Raw genomic sequence first — 13268 nt, forward strand, 5'->3', positions numbered from 1 at the left:
TAAAGAGGCGCTCCGGAAATTTCCGGAGCGCCTCTCGTGTTTTTTTTACGCTGAACGCTTGAGAAGTGCTAGCAGCCTTTGGCGACGCCAGCGAAGTTGTTCAGGTAGGTGTAGTAGCCCTGCTCGGCGCGCGATGGTGACTCGCGGGCGAACCAGGAATAATGTACCTCGTCCTCAGGATGGTAGTCCACTCCGTTGGGCATATGGACTGTGAAGCCGAAGCCAACGACGGGGTCGCCGGTCTCCATATCGGAGGTGCAACCATACTGTGGAGCGGTCGGGGTCAGCCAGGGATTGACCGTATTGTTGACGAACGGATCGTCATACCACTCCTGAACCTCGTGGCTCAGACCATGGATGTCCTGGGTGTAGGACATGGTATCGCCAGGGTTGGTGCGGAAGATGCCAGGTGAGCTGTAGGAAGCAAACATGTAGGTCTGCACCTGCTGCTGGCCGTTGCCATTCAGAGAAGAGAAGGCGCCGTGGTAGCCGAGCACACAGCAGTTGCTGGTATCATTGCCCTCATACAGGAAGGTGTTGTCCACCAGCAAGATAGGCAGCTCGTTGGGGGTGATATGCAGGCTATTGATCGTCTCATGCAGGCGGCTGGAGAACCAGTTATAGTCCATCAGGCCGATGCGAGCATGTGAGCGAGAGCCAACGGTGATCTGGCCCTGGTTAGCAGGAACGTTGTAGGAAACGGTCGGCATAACCGTTGGCTGCCCCAGCAGCACGTGGTAGCTTGAACCGCTCTTGCCCCACTGCGCGCGATAGATGGCATCGCCCACCTGGGTTACATCGCTGGGCTCCTTAACCGGACGCGCATTGGCTGGCGCAACTCCAGGCTGGCTGGGTGGCGCGCTAGCTGTAGCATCAGCGGCGGCGCCGATATCAGCTTTCTGGAAGACAGGCGACTGTACGGTCGCTGCTACCCTATCTGTACCATCGAGTACATTATTGGCATCGGCGGATTTAGCAAAAGTGAAGCGGACCGGGATGATCACTGTAGGAATAGTTGAGGTACTATTCGTGTTGGGGTTGGCGCCAACCATGGTATAAGGATAGGTTTTGCTATTGGTTGGATCGGTAAAGGACGACTGCCAGTAAGGGATGGTATTGGCGCGTGATGAGAAATTAGACACGCCACCATCGGTGGTGTACTTTGGCGAGCCAAGGCCGTCGTCCGCCGGGGCGGCATGGGCGTCACTGCCATGAAAATAAAAAGTACCGAAGCCGGCCCCTACCGCCGCCAGAAGTGCGATAGCGATAGCTACAAAGCGTAGAGAATGCAGGTGTTTCCTCATGAAAATAGCTCCTCATGTGTGAACCATAAACATAAATACATGTTCAATTCATTTGAATGCGGGGAAAACTTGTACAACGCAGGCACCCGCGTGTACATCCTGTATACGGTAATCTACTTGTTTTTTTTGAAGCCTTCTTTCTCCTCAGGTCTGTGAAGTGTATAACCTATATCGATATATAGACATTTGCCAATTTTACACTACCATTTCTAATAATGCAATAGTTAATTTGAGTAAATAGGACTAAAAGATTTCATATTCGGTATAAACCGAAATACAGCATCGTTCAATTGATCTATACTTAAAGTATCGCGCTGTAATCTCTTCTATTTCTGATGCAAAGGTGAGGGTGTGTCAGACACACTTCTTTTTGGGGTGTTTGATGGCTTCCGCACGCGCGGCCGCGCAGCGGCCGCGCTGGTTTCTCTGCTGCTGCGGGTGCGCATGCGCGCACCCGCAGCAGCAGAGAAAGAACTGTTGAGCGCCATGGGTGCGCCCGCAGTAGTAGAGAAAGAACTGTTGAGCGCCATGGGTGCGCCCGCAGCAGCAGAGAAAGAACTGTTGAGCGCCATGGGTGCGCCCGCAGTAGTAGAGAAAGAACTGTTGAGCGCCATGGATGCGCGTCCGCAGCAGCAGAGAAAGAACCGTTGGCGTTACGGGCGCGCCCATGCTCGTCCGCCGCAGTAGCAGAGAAAGAGCTGTTGAGCGCCATGGATGCGCCCGCAGTAGCAGAGAAAGAACTGTTGGCGCTACGGGTGCGCGCATGCGCGTTCGCAGTAGCAGAGAAAGAACTGTTGGCGCTACGGGTGCGCGCATGCGCGTTCGCAGCAGCAGCAGAGAAAGAACTGTTGGCGCTACGGGTGCGCGCATGCGCGTTCGCAGCAGCAGCAGAGAAAGAGCTGTTGAGCGCTACGGGTGCGCGCATGCGCGTTCGCAGCAGCAGCAGAGAAAGAGCTGTTGAGCGCTACGGGTGCGCCCGCAGCAGCAGAGAAAGAGCTGTTGAGCGCCATGGATGCGCCCGCAGTAGCAGAGAAAGAACTGTTGAGCGCCATGGGTGTATTTAAAGAGAGGAGAATGCGCCTCTTGAGGGAGGGGCGCATTCTAGATATGCTTATCAGGATACGGATTCTAGGATGACATGGAGGCCATTTTTGGGGCGCAGGGTGATCAGGGGGTCGGTCTGCATTTTGAAGCCGGGGGCGATGCGGAACTTGAAGCGTTGCAGCATGGTCGCCAGGAGGATGCGCATCTCCAGTTGGGCGAAGGGCATGCCGATGCACATGCGCGGCCCCGCTCCAAAGGGGATGTAGGACCAGGGAACAATGCTTTTGGCGTTTTCGGGTCGCCAGCGCTCGGGCTGAAACTCGTCGGCGGCCTCCCACAGGTCGGGGCGGCGATGGAGCGCCCATTTGCTGATCAGTACAAACGTTCCGGCAGGCAGGGTATATTCACCGAGCGAGAACTCCTCGCGCGCCCGGCGGCCAATCAGATAGGCAGGTGGATAGAGGCGCAGGGTCTCATTGATGGTCCACTCCGTATAGGGAATCCTGGAGAGATCGGTTAGCGAAGGGGCCTGGCCCTGTAGCTGCGATGTGAGCTCCTGGCAGAGCGCGGCATACTTACTCTCATTTTGAGCCAGCCCCAGCAGGTAGAAAGTCCAGGCCAGTGTATTGCTTGATGTCTCGTGTCCGGCGGCCACAAAGGTCATAATGTGGTCGCGTATCTGGGTATCCGACAGGCCCTGACCATCTTCGGTGGTGGCCAGCAGCATCGACAGGAAGTCGCCCTCATCGCCGCCCTCCTGGCGGCGTTGCGCAATCAATTGATAGATCACTTTATCAATAATGCGCTTGCCGCGCTGGCGCTTGCCATAATCTGTGAAAGGCAGATCGATGCGCAGTTTCAAGATGGTTTCCAATAGTCGTGGCTGATTTTCCAGGATATCCGTAAATGCCTGACCCAGGTTGCTGTTGCGCAGGCCCAGGTCAACATTGAACAGGCACTTCGCCACGATGCGCATCGTCAACTGTTGAAGCTCCTGGTCCAGGGCGAGCTGATCGCCGGCTTTCCAGCTATCGAGCACCTCCAGCGTATACTGTCGCATGGTATCGGCGTAGCTATCGACCCGTTTACGATGGAAGGCCGGCTGCACCAGGCGGCGCTGCTGGCGATGCGTATCGCCATCCAGGTTGAAGAGGCCATGGCCGGTAAACTCCTGCAGGCCCTGTGCGAATTCCGCGCTGGTAAAGTTGCGAGGGTTCTCGGTCAGAACATAGTGGATATGTTCCGGTTCAAACAGGACCACTGAGGGTGTATCGGTCATATAAATAGTGGCCATGGGTCCATAGGTTTGGTGGAGGGTTTGCAAGAAATGGAGTGGATCTTTGACGAAACTATGATTATTTCCCAGGACGGGTAACGGTTTGGGGCCGGGGGGTAGCGTCGGTTTGGGTTTGGTTGCGTCCATCTGCGGTTTCCTTTTCTGGCAGATACAGGTTACATAAAAAAAGGAACCTGATTGCAGTTCCTTCAAATAGCTCTCTATAGATAATAGCTGATCTGATGCTTATTTTCAATATGTTTTTTATGTGAAAGGGTAGGTAACGTGGGTAATGGGCGAGCTTATGAGATTGTGCGTATGATATTATAGTATCGGTAGCTTGTAGTGGGGAACGGTTTTAATCGGACGCGAGGTCCGAACGTATGATGAGGTGGAGGGGAAGGAGAAAAGCGGACGCGAGGTCCGAACCTATGGGGGCGTGATCGTGCGTCGAGAGGAAAGCGGACGCGAGGTCCGAACATATGAGGAGTGCGTAGTACTATGTATCAGCCACGGGTAGGCGATGCGCTTGAGGTGCTGGATACGCCGGCGATGATTGTGAATCTGACGCTGATGGAGGATAACATCAGTCGTTTGATGGAGCGGTTTCGGGTACGCAACATACAGGTGCGGCCGCATCTTAAGACGGTGAAGAGTCCTGAGCTGGCGCTGCGGTTGCTGGCAGCGGGGGCCGTTGGGGGTTGCGTGGCCAAGGTGAGCGAGGCCGAGGTGATGGCGGAGGGCGGGATCGAGGATCTGTTGATTACGACTGAGATCGTGGGCAGGCCCAAGCTGGCGCGGCTGGTGGCGCTGTTGCGGGGGCACTCGCTGATCAAGGTGGTGGTGGATAGTGTGGTGGGGGCGCGGGCGCTCGACGCGGCGGTCGGGGCCGCCGATCTGGAGGCCAACGTGCTGCTGGATCTGAATGTGGGACAGGATCGCTGCGGGGTCACGCCGGGTGAAGAGGCGCTGGAGCTGGCGCGGCAGATCGGCGAGATGGATCATCTGCAGCTGATCGGCGTGCAGGGATACGAAGGACATCTGCAGCATATCCACGATCCACAGGAGCGGCAGCGGCGCTGCCAGCGGGCTATGAAGACCTTGACCGAGACCGCCGAGCAGCTGCGTACGGCCGGCTTCCCGATCCAGATCGTGACTACCGGTGGAACGGGGACCGCCGAGTTCTGCGCCGACTTCGATGGTATCACCGAGGTGCAGCCCGGCTCATTTGTATTTATGGACACCGATTACCGCAACGCCCTGGGGCCGGTCTATTCCAACGCGCTGACCGTGTTATCAACCGTCATCAGCCGTCCCACTCCTGATCGAGCTATTATCGACGCGGGCCTCAAATCGCTCTCGATCGATAGCGGCATGGCCGAGCCAAAGGGGTGGGAGCAGCTGGTCTACGTGCCGAAGGGAGACGAGCACGGAGCACTGGTCTGGCGCGATGAGGCTGACGCGGCCCAGGAACTGCCGCTGAAGATCGGCGATCGCGTTGAGATGATCCCCAGCCATATTGATACCACCATCAACCTGCACGACACCTATTATGCCTATCGCGACGGGCGCATCGAGGCCATCTGGCCCGTCCTCGCGCGCGGAAAGGTTCAGTAGGACCGTGCCGGGTCCAGGGTGGCGCGCCACATCTCCTCAAGCGTCCTCAGGTCGTCAAGGAAGGACTCCGGGCTCTGATCGGGCTGTTGCTTGAGCTCTTCGAGCACTGCGAAGGTAAAGTCCTGGGAGCTCTGCGCCTGCCAGTCCCGCTGCAGCCGGGGGTGGACCGTAGAGCCGGTGGTGACGGCGAACTGGAAGTGGTTGCGCGCCCCCTGCAGGTTAGCGGTATGGCTGAGCAGATACTGGCCGGTTCGGCTATTCTTTATAATGTAGATGCCGCCGATGATTTCGCGCTCTTTATATGCCTGCGCAAGCTCTTTTCTGCGATTCATAGTTGATCCTTCTTCTCTCGTATTTATTCTATACTTGGCAGGCTACGCTGATCGCGTAGCCGCTCGACCTGTGGACGCAGCACACGCTTATTCTGCTGAGGATTGGCAACCGAGGGGTCGGGGAACGACTCCAGGAGGCCGTTGTCGATGGCGCGCACGATGCGCATGCGATTGGCCTGTGTATTGGAACCGAAGGCCAGCGCGGCCGCGTTGCTGATCGTAATCAACTCATCGGATGAGATCCACCAGCGCACGCGCGAAAGCAGGATACCGATATCGCTCTGCCAGAAGTTGTGCGGCAGCAGTGTTCGGCCACCCAGGGGATTGTCCAGCAGCAGATTCTGTACGCGTGCCAGGGCCTGCTCCCCTTGTTGTACCGTCTGCTCATCGGAGCGCCTGAACTCGCCGTTGGCGATGCCGATCAACAGCCACAGATCGCGCCGCAGCGGGCTCGCCTCGTCGCCCGATGACGGACGGCTTGTGATCCCCAGCGCGTCCCCCAGCGTACGGTGACGTCGCGCGATGAGAGCCGTAATCTCCTCTATTAAAGTATCGTCAAAGAGTGCCATGATAGATTCCTTTTGCTTTTGTGGGTGCTATTATATCGTAAGTAACGTTAGTTGACAAGAGAGATCGGACGCGAGCGTGGAGAGTTTGTGCTCCATTGGGGACGTTTGCTTGTGGGTTCGTGTGTGGAACGTTGGCGTGGAGGTACCACGTGGGCGAGCGTGGAAGACAGGGGAAGCGGTGTCGTGGGGGGACGTGGGCTGCCGTTGCTGTTGGTGGCAGCCCGGACGACCGTTGAAGGTCGTCCGGGCTGCTACGGGGGCGTATCGCGTTGGGGGTGTGTTCCATTTTGGGGGGTTGATTTTTTGCGTGGGTTGGTTTATAATCGTACCGTAAGGTACGATACGGAGATTGGTAACGATGGATAAGAAGATAAGTAGTCGGGCGTTGAGGACGCGGGAGCAGATTCGGGTGGCGGCGCAGCGGTTGTTTTTGGTGTCGGGGTTCGCGGGGACGAGTACGGATGCGATTATGGCGGAGGCGGGGGTGGCCTCTAAGGAGACGCTCTACCGTCACTATGCGAGCAAGGAGGAGCTGTTTGTGGATGTGCTGGAGCATATGACGCTGGAGCAGAAGCGTCCGGCAGCGGCCCTGGCGGATCTGCCTGAGCCGCGCGATATGGAGGCGTTGCGAAGGGCACTGACGATCGTGGCGCGCGCGATCCTGTCGGTGATGGTGCAGCCCGATTACCTGGCGCTGCTGCGCATGATCATGGCGGAGAGTGGACGCTTTCCGCACCTGGGACAGCTGTTTAAACAGGCGGTGCCGGAGCGTGGGCGCATGGTTATCATGGGTGTGCTGCAGCAGGCGCGGGCGTATAACGTGGTGGACGAGGTGGATATGGACGCGGTCACCCATGCCATGGTTGGCGGGTTGTTGACGTATGCCTTGCTCGACGTGTTTTTCGCGGAGGGGGAGACTGGATCGGTAGCGCTTGAGCGGGCCGACGCGGTGGTGGAGGTGATGATGCGGGCGCTGAGGGTTTGAGGGGGCGTGGTCGTGGGGGAACGGTTGTAATCGGACGCGAGGTCCGAACGTACGGGACGCGAGGTCCGAACGTATGGGATGCGAGGTGCGAAGCCTTCGGGGAAGGTGGTCGTGCGTCGAGAGGAAATCGGACGCGAGGTCCGAACATATGAAAAGGAGGAGAAGATCATGGAGACGGATGTGTTGATTGTGGGGGCGGGTCCGTGCGGGTTGACGCTGGCTCATGAGCTGTTGCGGCGCGGACTGCGGCCTCGGTTGATTGATAAGAATGTGAGGGCGGCCGAGAATACGAAGGCGCTGGGAGTGATGTCGCGTACGTTGGAACTGTTGACGCCGTCGGGGCTGGCGAAGGAGATGGTGGGGCTGGGGGTGAAGGTGCCGGCGTTTAGCATATATAGCGAGGGGCGGCAGCTGGCGCGCTTTGACTTTGCTCGCCACGTGGAGAGTGCCTATCCATATGTGCTGATGCTTCCACAACCTGCGACTGAGGCGGTGTTGACGAAGCATGTGGAGGCGCTGGGCGGTCAGATAGAGCGCGGCACCGAACTGGTCGGATTGGAGCAGAATGAGGCGGGGGTTGAGGCGCTGCTGCGACACGTTGATGGCGGCGAGGAGCGTGTTCAGGTTCGCTGGCTGATCGGCTGTGATGGGGCCCATAGCAAGGTGCGGCACCTGGTCGGGGCAACCTTTGTGGGCAAAACGTTTGAGCAGAGCTTCGCTACCGGCAACGTGCGGATGCAGTGGGACGTACCGAATAACCAGGCCTTCGCGCGTCTCAATCGCGGCAACTTTATCGCCTACTTTCCGATGCCGGATGGGCAGCATCGCTTTATCATTGCCTACAAGCCGGAGGAGGCGCCAGCGGGCGAGATCACCCTGGAAGAGATCCAGCGCGCCATCGACGCCTGTGGTCCCGAGGGAGCGCGTGCGACCGATCCTACCTGGCTGGCGCGCTACCAGATCAATCAGCGCAAGGTTGACTGCTACCTGTGGCGGCACGTGGTCCTGGTCGGTGATGCCGCGCACATCCATTCGCCCATCGGGGCGCAGGGCATGAACACGGGTATCCAGGACGCGTTCAACCTGGGCTGGAAGCTGGCCCTGGTCGCGCAGGGGAAAGCCCATGAGCGGCTGCTGGAGAGCTATGCCAGCGAACGGGCGGAGGTCGGACGTCAGTTGTTGCGCAACACCGGTCGCCTGACGGACCTGGCCCTGATGCACCAGCCGGTAGCTACCGCCACCCGTGACGCGGTCGCGCCGCATCTGACGAGGCTGGAGAAGGTGCAGCAGATTTTCACGACCAACGCCTCTGAACTAAGCATCGCCTATCCGCGCAGTCCATTAGCGATCGAAGACGGTAGTGAGAAGGCGGGGTCTGGACAGGGCGCGATCAAGGCGGGCAGCCGTGCTCCCGATGGGCAGATATGCAAAGGGCACGAGAACGTGCCCGGCAGGCTGTATGACCTTTTGAACGGTGATCGCCACGTTCTGCTGCTCTTTGGACGACGGAAAGAGGAGGTTGACGGCGAACTGCGCAGCGCGCTCGGCGGCTGGCGGGACTGGCTGGACGTTTATCATATCCTGCGTGGCCAGCCGGATGGTGCAGGGGAGGAGGGGGTATATTATAACCCGGATGATACCCTGTTTGAGCGTTACGGTATTGAAGATGAAGGGGCGGTCCTGATACGGCCTGATGGCTATGTCGCGGTGCGCGGCCGGTTTGGTGCGGAGGGGTCGTTGCGGCGTTACAGGGAGTGGGCCGGCGTGGAATGATATGGGGGAAGGTGTCGTGGGGGGACGGGGGCCAGGTTGGGGCAAGCCGCAATACGTTCAATGTAAGATCATGCAAAACGAGAAAAGACCACAGTACGTGCGAGGCTTGCCCCCGCTTGTTTGCTTCCCAAAAGGAAGTGCGCCTTCAAAGCGACCAGGAACGGTTGCATATGATGCATTGCATTCTTCCGGCTGCTTTTTCGAGCAGCGAGGAAGTAAGCGGGGGCAAGCCCCGCACGTACTGCATCTCTTTCTCTTCGCGCGTTTTCTTAAGCTGAAGGTATTGAGCTTTGGGGTGGCGGGTGATAGGGAGGTTGTGGGGTGCGTTGGCATAGAGATAAAAAAGGTGATAGACTACTTAACACAATGTCCAGCATTTATAGGGATTTTTTGGCGTTGGGCATGGTATTATTGTTGTTTATGTGCAGGTCTACACTGCCATTCGTACGAGTAGAAGACGAATAGATGTGGAGTTTTCTCTATGCGAGATTGGCGCGATGTTATTCAGCGTTGGGTGGCGCAGGAGAGTCGTATTGCGCCCCTGACCAGGCAAAAAGTGGAGTTTTGTGCCTGGACGATCTCTCCTCCTTCCTCTGATCAGTGGCCTTCCTATCTACCCGGTTGTGAGGCGCTACAGGATTTCTACCGGCTCTGTGATGGGGGATATGTTAACTGGTTCAACTGGCCCTCGCTGTCTCAACTTGTCGAGATGAATCGCAAATGGTTTGAGCTGTTGCGCGATTGGGATAAGCGCGGCGATGTGTTGCTGGCAGGGCGGCACGTGGTAATCGCTGAGGATGGTGGTGGCTGCCCTGTAGTCTGGAACGTGACGACCGACCGTGTGCGGGCGTTCCAGTTTGATGGTGGTGATTGGGAGGCTCCGCTGGGCTTCTCGGTGGATGAATTTTTGACGACCATATTTAATCCTGATGAAAAGCCAGAGCCCGACTGGTGGTATCTCTTTTTGCAGTGGCTCGACGGTCAGCTAGAAGAGGAGTAAAGCAGAGATGGGTTGCCTGCCGTCATCGCGGCAGGCAACCCATCTCTGCTTTACTCCTCTTAATAACAGAAGAAGCGTCTAGAGATCGATCCACCAGAGGGAGCAACGTATGCCTGGCTTGATGGTGTCTTTGACAGTCCATGTGCCGTTGACCTCTACGACGCGGATCGAAGGGGGATTATCGATGACGCGCAGGAGGCGGCCGCCGTTTTTAGTGATGATGCGCTCGGAGGCGGGATTCTGGTCCTCGATGGTCATCGAGATGCCGGGTAGGGCCAGTTGACGCGCCTCCCGCAGGAGTAGGGCCAGTTGACGCGTTCCATAGCCCTGTCCACGATAGGAAGGGCAGATGTTGTAGCCGGTATGCCCGTTGAACTTCTCGTATGGCTGTTCAAGGTGGGGGCGGAAGCGGATCTCTCCGATGATTATGGTACTGTCTTTGAGCAGCCAGTAGGTCTGCTGCCGGGGCAGTCCTGTGGGCAGGCCGATGCCCTGGGCCTCCTCTTCCATCTCACGCACATAGGCGGCGAAATCCTCGCGTGCCAGTCCTACATTGCTGTAGTTATAGTGCTCGCCGTGGGAGAGATGGTCATCTACCATTTCTATGAAGGCGGGGCCATAGGCGACGGCTGGTTTGACCAGTTCCAGTGTTTCTTGCGGTTGATGCATGGTGAATCCTTTCGTGTGCGTGCTTTGGATGATGGTGGTTGTGCGTATCGTACGCCAGGGGGAAATCGGACGCAAGGCCCGAACGTATGAGCGGGGATGCAAGCGAGCATGCTGGGGGCATGAATCAAGCGGCGAGCCCAAACTGGGGCAAGCCCAGCACCTACAGGGGGTTTGGGGGCTGTGCCCCCAACGCCTCTCCTCCCCCCGCCGCCCGCAGGGCGGCATAAGGGGGTCTAGGGGCACAGCCCCGGAAAACCTATACCTGTAAGGGCATATCCATTCATGCTATGAGAGATAAAATAAGCTTGCGATAACTCTTCCTCTTTATGTATACTTTTTTTGAACATTCAGGGGAACTGTGCCAATATATTCCATTTTATGGATTAAGAGGATAATAAGCTCTGAGGAGATGGAGATGCCGTCTTTTTTGTTTGTTTGTAGTGCTTGTGGTTTTGAGAATCCCAGAGGGCAGACGCGGTGTTTGAAGTGTGGTCGGTCGCTTTTGGATGAGCAAAACAGTATTGCTCCCTTTTCACCTCCTCAGGCGGTGCCCGCGTCTAAAGGAATGCTCAAACAGCGCTACCGTGTGCTATTCGTGATTGGGCAGGGGGGGATGGGGACGGTGTATCTTGGCCGGGATATGCAGCTGGGGAGCCGGCTGGTAGCGATCAAGGAGATGAGCCAGTCGTTTCTGCCGTCGGAGGAGAGGGTCCAGGCGGCGCAGAATTTCAAGCGCGAGGCGCATATTCTGGCCGGGCTGCAGCATCCGCACCTGCCCAGCATCTATGATCACTTTGAGGAGAACCAGCGCTGGTACCTGGTGATGAGCTATATCAGGGGGCAGACGCTGGAGGAGTATCTCAGCAGCCAGGGCGGGAAATTGCAGTTGGGAGAGGTGATCGAGATCGGGATCGCGCTGTGCAATGTATTGCACTATTTGCATACCCATCACCCGCCGATCATTTTTCGGGATCTCAAGCCGTCCAATATCATGCGCGCCAGCGATGGGCATATCTACCTGATCGACTTTGGGATCGCGCGCTTTTTTAAGCGCGGCCAAACAAAGGATACCACCGATCAAGGTTCGCCCGGTTACGCGGCGCCCGAGCAATATGGTGAGAAGCAGACCAGGCCCAGCGCCGATATTTACAGCCTGGGCGTCATCTTATATCAGTTGATCTCGGGCTTTGATATCACGCTGCCAATGTTTCACTTTCCGGCCCTGGACTCCCTGGTGCCGGGCGTGCCGCTAGCGCTCAAGGCGCTGATTATGCAGATGATGGATCTCAACGAAAAGGAACGGCCCCAGAGCATGGAAGAGGTGAAGCTCAGGCTGCAGAGTATCCTGGGCAAGCTGAACACACCTGTCTCGCTCTCCTCATCTCCAAGGCAGCAAGGGATCATGCCACTGGTGGCGCCGATGGTCCACAAAAAATCGAAGCGAGGACTGCTGGCAACCTCGGCAGCGATCGGGATCGCCCTGGTGCTCCTGCTGGTCTACGTTTTGCTGCTCAATGTGAATGTGTTTAATCCCAGCACACGCGTTGCGGGTCCACGCACCAGCGTCACCACTGCGACCGCGGTCGTCGTGGACGCGCATACGCCGTTAGGGGTGGTCACACTCTTTTGTAAGGCCATGAACTCAACGGCGCCCGATTTTCAAACCGCGTACGACCAGCTTTCTCGCGGGTATCAGAACAAGCATCCGTTCACAGATTTTCAAAAATATTTTCAGGGGACGAGCCGCTGCGTCGTCGCCAGTGTTCCCGATACCAGGCACCAGGCGGGATTAAACCTGACGCTGACCTGTCCACATTTTGATGGTCCACCGCCGGATGGAGATCGTCAGCCGCCGCCCCCGCCACCATCAACCGGGGGGCAGCCACCGGATGGAGGGCATCCTCCGGATGAGCCGCAGAATAAGCCGGCCAACCTGACCCTGATCAGCGAGGGGAGTAATGGTTGGAAGATCGACACTATTTATGTTGTCGATTATAATTGTCTGCCGCCCCCGCCGGGGACGCCTCCCGCCCGATGATCATGCCAGCATTTTTGGGGTATGATATGGGTTCAAAGATAAGGTAAGAAGGCAGGAGGATATGAGATGGCGCTTTCATTGGCCGATGCGGCTTTACTGATTATTGATGTGCAGCAGGGATTTGAGGATCCGTCCTGGGGCAGGCGCAACAATCCTGGGGCGGAAGAGAATATTGTGCGGCTGCTAGAGGCCTGGCGCGCGCGACACTGGCCGGTTATTCATGTGCAGCATCAATCACAGATGGCGGATTCGCCGCTCAATCCCGCGGGGCCGGGCTATGCGTTGAAGGAGGAGGTGCGGCCGCAGCCAGGTGAGACGCTGATCACCAAGCAGGTGAATAGCGCGTTTATCGGCACGCCGCTTGAGGCGCTGCTGCGCGAACGCGGGATCACGGCCCTGGTCGTGGTGGGCCTGACAACCAACCACTGTGTCGAGACCACCACGCGCATGGCGGGCAACCTGGGATTTGATACTTACCTGGTCGGTGATGCCACCGCGACGTTTGACCGCGTCGGGCCCGACGGCAAGCTGTATCGCGCCGAGGATATTTACGCCATCAGCCTGGCTAGCCTGCATGGAGAGTTCGCGCAGGTGGTGACGACCGAAGAGGTGCTGGCATCCGCCCAGGCTTGATCGCAATGTGAGGACGGCATTCACGGTA

At 57.6% G+C, this 13268-nt stretch carries 12 protein-coding genes; 7 read left to right on the forward strand and 5 right to left on the reverse strand.

Annotation, left to right across the window (positions count from 1 at the left end; translation table 11 throughout):
* Positions 1 to 68: 68 nt before the first annotated feature.
* On the reverse strand, positions 69 to 1304 hold the full coding sequence (locus AABA21_RS36870) for a hypothetical protein (protein ID WP_338257883.1): 1236 nt from the start codon (positions 1302 to 1304) through the stop codon (positions 69 to 71).
* A gap of 351 nt (positions 1305 to 1655) precedes the next feature.
* Between AABA21_RS36870 and AABA21_RS36875 the strand changes: the two genes are divergently transcribed.
* Positions 1656 to 1991: a hypothetical protein gene (locus AABA21_RS36875; RefSeq protein ID WP_338257884.1), complete on the forward strand. Its 336-nt coding sequence runs from the start codon at positions 1656 to 1658 to the stop codon at positions 1989 to 1991.
* 427 nt (positions 1992 to 2418) lie between these two features.
* On the opposite strand, the gene AABA21_RS36880 is transcribed toward AABA21_RS36875, so the two are convergent.
* Complete coding sequence (locus AABA21_RS36880; protein WP_338257885.1) at positions 2419 to 3771, reverse strand: cytochrome P450; 1353 nt, start codon at positions 3769 to 3771, stop codon at positions 2419 to 2421.
* Positions 3772 to 4125: 354 nt separating this feature from the next.
* On the opposite strand from AABA21_RS36880, the gene AABA21_RS36885 reads away from it, so the two are divergent.
* Positions 4126 to 5241, forward strand: a complete 1116-nt coding sequence (locus AABA21_RS36885) for a DSD1 family PLP-dependent enzyme (RefSeq protein WP_338257886.1) — start codon at positions 4126 to 4128, stop codon at positions 5239 to 5241.
* On the opposite strand, the gene AABA21_RS36890 is transcribed toward AABA21_RS36885, so the two are convergent.
* Together AABA21_RS36890 and AABA21_RS36895 are read right to left on the reverse strand one after the other, a co-directional pair.
* Positions 5235 to 5573, reverse strand: a complete 339-nt coding sequence (locus AABA21_RS36890) for a GIY-YIG nuclease family protein (protein WP_338257888.1) — start codon at positions 5571 to 5573, stop codon at positions 5235 to 5237. The genes AABA21_RS36885 and AABA21_RS36890 overlap by 7 nt on opposite strands.
* Positions 5574 to 5596: 23 nt before the next feature.
* Positions 5597 to 6142, reverse strand: a complete 546-nt coding sequence (locus AABA21_RS36895; protein ID WP_338257890.1) for a hypothetical protein — start codon at positions 6140 to 6142, stop codon at positions 5597 to 5599.
* A gap of 358 nt (positions 6143 to 6500) precedes the next feature.
* Between AABA21_RS36895 and AABA21_RS36900 the strand changes: the two genes are divergently transcribed.
* The 3 genes from AABA21_RS36900 (at position 6501) to AABA21_RS36910 (ending at position 9900) form a co-directional block, all read left to right on the forward strand.
* Positions 6501 to 7127, forward strand: coding sequence for a TetR/AcrR family transcriptional regulator (locus AABA21_RS36900; RefSeq protein ID WP_338257891.1), 627 nt, complete (start codon positions 6501 to 6503; stop codon positions 7125 to 7127).
* 168 nt (positions 7128 to 7295) lie between these two features.
* Positions 7296 to 8900: an FAD-dependent monooxygenase gene (locus AABA21_RS36905; protein WP_338257892.1), complete on the forward strand. Its 1605-nt coding sequence runs from the start codon at positions 7296 to 7298 to the stop codon at positions 8898 to 8900.
* 481 nt (positions 8901 to 9381) lie between these two features.
* On the forward strand, positions 9382 to 9900 hold the full coding sequence (locus AABA21_RS36910; RefSeq protein WP_338257893.1) for an SMI1/KNR4 family protein: 519 nt from the start codon (positions 9382 to 9384) through the stop codon (positions 9898 to 9900).
* A 78-nt stretch (positions 9901 to 9978) separates the two neighbouring features.
* On the opposite strand, the gene AABA21_RS36915 is transcribed toward AABA21_RS36910, so the two are convergent.
* Positions 9979 to 10569, reverse strand: a complete 591-nt coding sequence (locus tag AABA21_RS36915) for a GNAT family N-acetyltransferase (protein WP_338257894.1) — start codon at positions 10567 to 10569, stop codon at positions 9979 to 9981.
* Between the two features lie 502 nt (positions 10570 to 11071).
* On the opposite strand from AABA21_RS36915, the gene AABA21_RS36920 reads away from it, so the two are divergent.
* Together AABA21_RS36920 and AABA21_RS36925 are read left to right on the forward strand one after the other, a co-directional pair.
* A complete protein-coding gene (locus AABA21_RS36920; RefSeq protein WP_338257896.1) occupies positions 11072 to 12607 on the forward strand; it encodes a serine/threonine protein kinase in 1536 nt (511 codons plus the stop codon).
* Between the two features lie 66 nt (positions 12608 to 12673).
* Complete coding sequence (locus AABA21_RS36925; protein ID WP_338257897.1) at positions 12674 to 13240, forward strand: cysteine hydrolase family protein; 567 nt, start codon at positions 12674 to 12676, stop codon at positions 13238 to 13240.
* Positions 13241 to 13268: the final 28 nt, after the last annotated feature.

It is taken from the genome of Dictyobacter halimunensis (genome assembly GCF_036245075.1).